Raw genomic sequence first — 6,609 nt, forward strand, 5'->3', positions numbered from 1 at the left:
GAAAATTCAAGATCGAGTGCTGTCGCAAAAATCGGTTTGCCATCGAGCCAAGTAGCGCGCGCATCGTCCAGCAGGCGCCAGCACAGCGCGAGATATGGCCAGAACATGCGGGCTGTCGGCCCTGTCACATGTCGCTCGGTAATGGCCATTGCCCTAATCGGATCGCCTGCGCGTAAATGGTGGCGCACCCTGCACAGATCGATGCCGGGGTCGGCCAGGTCGGCGACCGTATCGAACAATGTGGGATCATTCCGCGCGTCGCCGGATTCACTGGCAAGATATAAAGCGGCAAGTTCAAGCGTGCGATTGCCCGGCAACCGGGCTTGTGCGGCGTTCAGGACATTCGCGGCGCGTTTCCAATCCTTACGCTGCGCATGCAACTGGAACCAGGCCATATAGAGCGCGACATTTTGCGGCTCGGCCTTGGCAGCGATTACAAAGCTGCGGTCGAAATCCGTTCCATCCCCTTCGGTAATGCGCTGCACGGCAAGGATGCGGTGCCCTTCGACCCAGCCGGGGGCAACCGCCAATGTTTCCTCGAGCAGCAGTTGCGCACTGCCGCTATCCCCCTCGGCCGCCAAGGCGAGCGCGTGATTGCGGATGATATCCGCGTTTGAGGGCATAAGTTGCCGTGCTTTGGCGAACAGATCGGCAGCAGGCTGCCAGCATTCAAAGCTAATCTGCGCCAGTCCGAAAGCTGCGCGCGGATCATCGGGATTGAGTGTGGCGGCTGTTCGGATTGTATCCAGCGCTTCTTCCATATGCTGCGCATCGCGCAACGTGGCGGCACGCTGAACGAGATCGGTCAAACCGCCGGGGCCTTGCAGTGTTGATCGATAAATTGCTGGTGCGTCGGTTGCTGCACCGCCGCAGCCGCCATCGCCGCGCGCAATTTGCGAAGCCATTCGCGCCCTTCATCGTTGCGATATGCGCCTATCGGATCGCTGGCCTCTGGAATATTGCCCTGGCCGATATGCACAGCATGCCAACTGGGCGCGCCGAACAGATCCATGTCACGTGCGATATGGCGGCCATAGCGACGGAAATGGTCGATTTTGAACTGCAGCGTGTCGGGGATGTCCATCGCAGCGCAATAACGCCACAACTCGCTGTCATCACGCTCGGTCAGTTTGTAATGCAGGATCAGGAAATCGCGTATGCGTTCAAATTCGGTGGTCGCGATATGGTTATATTCGTCGATTAGCAGCGGATCGAAATCACGATCGGGGAATAGCGCGAGCAGCTTTGAAATTCCGGCCTGGATCAGATGCAGGCTGGTCGATTCCAGCGGCTCCATGAACCCGCTCGACAGGCCGATGGCGATGACATTCCTGTTCCAGAATTTGCGCCGCATGCCGGTAACGAAGCGAAGGCGATTGGGATCGGCAAGTGGTTCGCCATCCAGATTGGCAAGCAGCGTTTCGAGCGCGGCGTCGTCGGACAGGAACTTGCTTGAATAGACATAGCCATTACCGGTGCGGTGTTGCAGCGGGATACGCCATTGCCAGCCCGCCTCACGCGCGGTTGATCGCGTATAGGGGGTCGGTAAACCATTTTTGGCACAGGGGATTGCTACCGCGCGGTCGCAGGGCAGCCAGTGCGTCCAATCCTCATAGCCGGTTTGCAATGTGCCTTCGATGAGCAGCCCACGAAAGCCCGAGCAATCGATGAAAAGTTCAGCGTCGAGTTTGCGGCCATCCTGCAACGTGACGCCGTCGACAAATCCGTTTTCGCCATTCAACCGGACATCGGCAATCTTGCCCTCAACCCGCTTTACGCCGCGCTTTTCGGAATAGCTGCGCAGGAAACGCGCATAGCGGCCGGCATCGAAATGATAGGCATAGTCAAAGGTCGACAGCACATTGCGCCCCTCGGGGCTTGGCAGGTTGAACCGGCCCGCCTTGGCCATTTGCCATGCCATGCTGAGTTCGTCGAAATCGCTCGCTTCGCCCGCAACGCGGTCGCGCAACCATTGCTGGTGCACCGACAATATGTCGTATGGTTTTCCATGCGGACCAAAGGGGTGAAAATAGCGATTGCCGAGATTGCCCCAGTCGACAAATTCGATCCCGAGTTTGAACGACCCTTGCGTCTCGCGAACGAATTCGCGCTCGTCGATGCCGAGCATCTGGTTGAAGGTGCGGATCGGCGGGATGGTCGCTTCGCCAACGCCGACGGTGCCGATTTCTTCGGATTCGACCAAAGTGATCGTGCAGCCCTGTGTGAGCACGTTGGACAAGGCAGCCGCAGTCATCCACCCGGCGGATCCGCCGCCGACTATCAGGATTTCACGTATCGCCTTGTCGGTGTTTGTCACATCCGCCTCATCTCAAAAATGCGCGCGCTGCGCCAATGAAAAAGGGGACTGCAAGGGCTGGGCCGCTGCAATCCCCGAATATCTGAGCAGACCGTGGAGGCAATCTGCCAGAGTTAATCCTCTTCGGTGGAAGGCGCGCCCGTTGCGACCCGGCGCGCCTTCGCTCCCCCGATCAGAAACTGAAACGCAGCGAGCCTGTGAAGGTCTGGCCAATCACCGGGGTTCCAGTGATACCCGCCGGCGTTCCGGTCTGGAACACGCCCACACCATTGCCGCGTGCGTCATAGGTGTTGAACAGGTTGTATACGTTGAGGCCAAGCTCGAGATTTTCCATCGGACGCACCTTCAAATTCGTATTGAAGACCGTCTTGCCGGGATATTCGAGCGTACCGTCGAAGGTTCCCGACTGGCCAACCGCGGTGACGCCGAGCGTTGCGATGTCGCCAAAGTCGTACGAACCGGTCAGCGAGTAGCTGAGATCAGGGATGCCGAGTGCGCGGCCAAAATTGGCCGAACCTGCCACCTGCGTACCGTTGCGCGTTGAAGTGAACTTCTGCTTCGCCTTGGTGTAAGTTGCGTTGGCGATGAAGTTGAAATCACCGAAGTTCAGCGTCGCGAAGAATTCCGCACCTTTAGTTTTGAAGCTGTTGTCGATGACGCAGCCGCCGCCAGGGCAGATGCCGGTAACGGTGGGTTCAAAGTCGCTGCGCTTGAAATCGCCCTTCAGCAGGGTGAATTCGACCGAGTAACGACCGCCGCCTATCGAGCCACGGTTCTTCACGCCGATTTCATGCTGGGTGACGAAGTCGACCGAAGGCGTCACGCCATCGGTGCAGGCCAGCGCGGTCGCCTGTGCACGGGTGCAGAGGCTGCCATCGGCGTTAAACTTGCCGCTGACGGTCTGGCGGTCGCTGTTGAAGCGGCCACCCTTTGAGGTGCGACCAAAGAGCGACAGGTCAGGCGAAACCTTCCACAGACCGCCGACGGTCCAGCTGGTGTAGCTGCGTGCGTAGTCGAGGATTTCGCGAGCGCCATTGGCGGTCATCGTCGGGATGAGAACGCCGTTGGAGTTGATGTTGAACTCCGCACCGCCACCGATGGTGTAACCAGCTGCCTTCACGCGCTCGAAGCGGACGCTGCCGTCGAGGTTGAAGTCGTCATTGTCGAGTACCAGCTGCATGTAAGGCGCGGTGTTGGTGTAGGACAGATCGTAATCACGGGCGCAGCAATTGCCCCAATTGTTGTTGTAACCGGAAATACCTTCCTGCGTGATCTTGTTGGCGACGCCGGTAAGCGTCGCGCTGTCATAAAGATCAAGCTGTGACGGGCTGTTGCCGCTGAGTTCGCGCAGCGATTTGTTGACGTGCCAGTCCATCGCAATGTCCTGGTCCATGTAGAAATAACCGACGCGCGCAGTCAGTTCGGCAAAACCGGTGTCGAACTTGCCCGCCAGCGTCAGATCGTTGACCAGGCTGCCCAGATCGCGGATGTTGGTTTTCACGTTGACGTTATTGTCGACATATTGGCCGGTATAGAGCTGTCCGGCATTCGGCCCGCTGGCGTAACGGATCGCGGCAACGGTGCGGCCGTTAACGGTCGAGCCAAGGATACTGACACTGGTCGCGATGCCGAGGAAGGGCGAGGCGAAACCACCGCTGATGTCGGACCAGCGGAAGTTGTTGTCGACGGTGAAGTTATCCGAGAATTCGTAGTGGAACTGGCCACCTATCGACTTCTGCTTGGTAGTGATGCCATCCATGTCGACCCGCTCAAGATTGCCGTCGCGGTTGTAGATCAGGAAGCTCTGATTATACTTCGAATAGTTGGTGTCCTTGCGGCCATCAAAGCCGGGCCACGGACCGACCGAAGTTACCTTGCCGCCGCTGATGCGTGCAAGGGCAGGGGCACCGGTATAGTTGGGTTCCTGCGTATCGGCATATTTGAACAGCAGGCGGAAATAGCCCTTGCCGTCATCAAATTCCTTGGTGAGGTTGGCCTTTACCTGCAGGCTTTCGCTGGTGTTGTAACCGGCGTCGAGCGGACCACGGCCCTTTTTGAAAAAGCCGCCGACATGGAAATTCATGCTGTCAGTGAGCGAACCGCCATAGCGGAAGTTGAGCTGGGTTTCGTTATAGTCGATGCCCTTTTTGAGCTCCACATAACCACCCTCTTCGCGGCCATAATTGCTGATATAGTTGATAACCGCACCCGGTGCCTGCGAAGCAAAGGTTGTGGCTGAGCCGCCGCGAACCGCTTCGACATTGGCGACGGTCGGATCGAATTTGGTGAAATAGTCGTTGTTACCGAACTGGATGTCACCGAAGAGAACGACGGGCAGGCCGTCTTCCTGCAGCTGCACGAACGGTGCGCCACCGGTTGCCACGGGCAAACCGCGAACCGCGATGTTCGAGTTGCCGCCGGGACCGGAGGTGCCGGGCACTTGGATACCGGGAAGAAGCTTGAAAACTTCGGCTTCCGAGCTCGGCTGGAAATCCTGGATCATCTGCGCGCTGACGCTGGTGACCGAGATCGAGCTTTCAATCTTCGTCTGGTCACGGCCTGATGCCGTAACGACGATTTCGTCGAGCATGCCGGCTTCTTCTTCAGCCGGTGCCGCTTCATCCTGCGCCATTGCAGGGGTAGCCATTGCCAGCGCCAGAGTCGCTGCAGATGCAAATGTCCTTAGATATGCCTTGCGCATAACACCTCCCAGTAACGATCCTATCCTATCGCCGCAGGCCTTTCATGGCCGACGATCGCATGCGTTGGATACATCAATAACAATCGATTGCAATGGAAAAATGCAATCGATTGTATTTCGCGCTAGACGTTGCAAAAATGCCGCAAATTCGCCTTGCAATCCTATGCTGTTATCCGGCAAAGATAAAAGGCAACAGGGAATTCAGCCAAACATGGTCAAGGTTCGGACAATCAAGGATATCGCCGAACTCGCCGGTGTTTCGACCGGCACGGTTTCGCGTGCGCTGGCGGGGTCTGAACTTATCAGCAAGAAAACGCGGGAGAAAATCCAGGCGCTGGCTGACGAGCATGGATTTCGGCCGAACATCATGGCGCGCAATTTGCGTATTCAGCGCACAGGTGCCATCGGGGTACTGATCCCGCTAGGGCACGAAACCGGTCAGCATATTTCGGATCCCTTTTTCATCACAATGCTTGGCCTGCTCGCCGATGCGCTGACTGAAAAAGGTTATGACCTTGTCCTGTCGCGCGTCATCCCGACCGATGGCAACTGGCTCGACCGCTTTGTCGATTCGGGACGCGTCGACGGGCTAATTGTCATCGGCCAGTCGGATCAGGTCGCAACGCTCGACAGAGTTGCGGCGCGCTATCGGCCGTTGGTCGTCTGGGGGGGCTATACCGAGGGGCAGGTGCATTGCTCGGTCGGCTCGGACAACCGCAAAGGGGGCTACATCGCAGCCAAACATTTGCTCGAACGCGGATGCAGCAGGTTGGCCTTTTTCGGCGATCCCAAAGCGTTGGAAATCGGGCAGCGGCTGGAAGGGTGTCGTGATGCCATGGCAGATGCCGGGTTGTCTGATCGCTTGACCGTTCTGCCCGCACATCTGGTTGCAGAGGCCGCGCATCCCGACATTGCCCGCTTTTTAGGTTCGGTCAGCGAACGGCCACAAGGCATCGTAGCCGCGTCTGACGTTATTGCGATGAGCGCGCTGCGGGCGCTATCCGAGTTCGGACTTGCGGTTCCCGGTGATGTCCATGTCATTGGTTATGACGGGCTGGCTATTTGTGAACAAACGGTGCCGCGCCTGTCGACCGTCAGCCAGGATCTGACGCAAGGCGCGCACCATATGGTCGATATGCTTCTGCGCCGTATTGCGGGCGAAGACACGCAATCGGTGGTGATGGAACCGCAACTGATCGTCAGGATGTCGAGCTGAGCGCAACGGCCAGCGCGCCGAGCAAGCCGGACTGTTCGCCAAGCCCCGGTGCAACAATCACTTTTTCCGGATCACCTGCAAAATAGCCTGCGGCAGCAGCTCTGGCTTCGGCACGCACCAGGTCGAGCAGTCCTGTCGTACCCGTCACTCCACCGCCCAATACGATACGCTCGGGCTCCATGACGGCCTGAAAGGTGACCATGGCCTGCGCCAGATACCATGCGATAATGGCTGTGCCGGGATGACCGACTTCGAGTTCGGAGAGCGAGCGGCCCCAGCGCGCGATGATTGCCGGTCCGCTGGCAAGGCCCTCGAGGCAATCGCCGTGGAAGGGGCAACTGCCTCTGAATTCGGTGTCGTCGGGGGGACGGGGGA

The 6,609-nt window shown here is 58.3% G+C and carries 4 protein-coding genes and 1 pseudogene; 1 reads left to right on the forward strand and 4 read right to left on the reverse strand.

Translation table 11 applies throughout. The features are described 5' to 3' along the window. The 3 genes and pseudogenes from Q0239_RS08065 to Q0239_RS08075 all read right to left on the reverse strand — a co-directional run. Nucleotides 1–809 (reverse strand): annotated as a pseudogene (locus tag Q0239_RS08065) (hypothetical protein); the annotation flags it as partial. Continuing rightward, nucleotides 806–2,317 (reverse strand): tryptophan halogenase family protein, encoded by a 1,512-nt coding sequence (locus Q0239_RS08070; protein WP_298600942.1) that lies wholly within the window; start codon nucleotides 2,315–2,317, stop codon nucleotides 806–808. The pseudogene Q0239_RS08065 and the gene Q0239_RS08070, both read right to left, overlap by 4 nt. A 172-nt stretch (nucleotides 2,318–2,489) precedes the next feature. Continuing rightward, complete coding sequence (locus Q0239_RS08075; RefSeq protein ID WP_298600946.1) at nucleotides 2,490–5,018, reverse strand: TonB-dependent receptor; 2,529 nt, start codon at nucleotides 5,016–5,018, stop codon at nucleotides 2,490–2,492. 211 nt (nucleotides 5,019–5,229) lie between these two features. Between Q0239_RS08075 and Q0239_RS08080 the strand changes: the two genes are divergently transcribed. Further along, nucleotides 5,230–6,234 carry a LacI family DNA-binding transcriptional regulator gene (locus Q0239_RS08080; protein WP_298600949.1) on the forward strand — a complete coding sequence of 335 codons (1,005 nt, stop codon included), beginning with the start codon at nucleotides 5,230–5,232 and terminating at the stop codon, nucleotides 6,232–6,234. On the opposite strand, the gene Q0239_RS08085 is transcribed toward Q0239_RS08080, so the two are convergent. After that, nucleotides 6,218–6,609: ROK family protein (locus Q0239_RS08085; protein ID WP_298600952.1), on the reverse strand; the 392-nt coding region annotated here is incomplete at its 5' end. The genes Q0239_RS08080 and Q0239_RS08085 overlap by 17 nt on opposite strands.

The organism is uncultured Sphingorhabdus sp. (genome assembly GCF_937872355.1).
Classification (GTDB): Bacteria; Pseudomonadota; Alphaproteobacteria; order Sphingomonadales; family Sphingomonadaceae; genus Sphingorhabdus_B.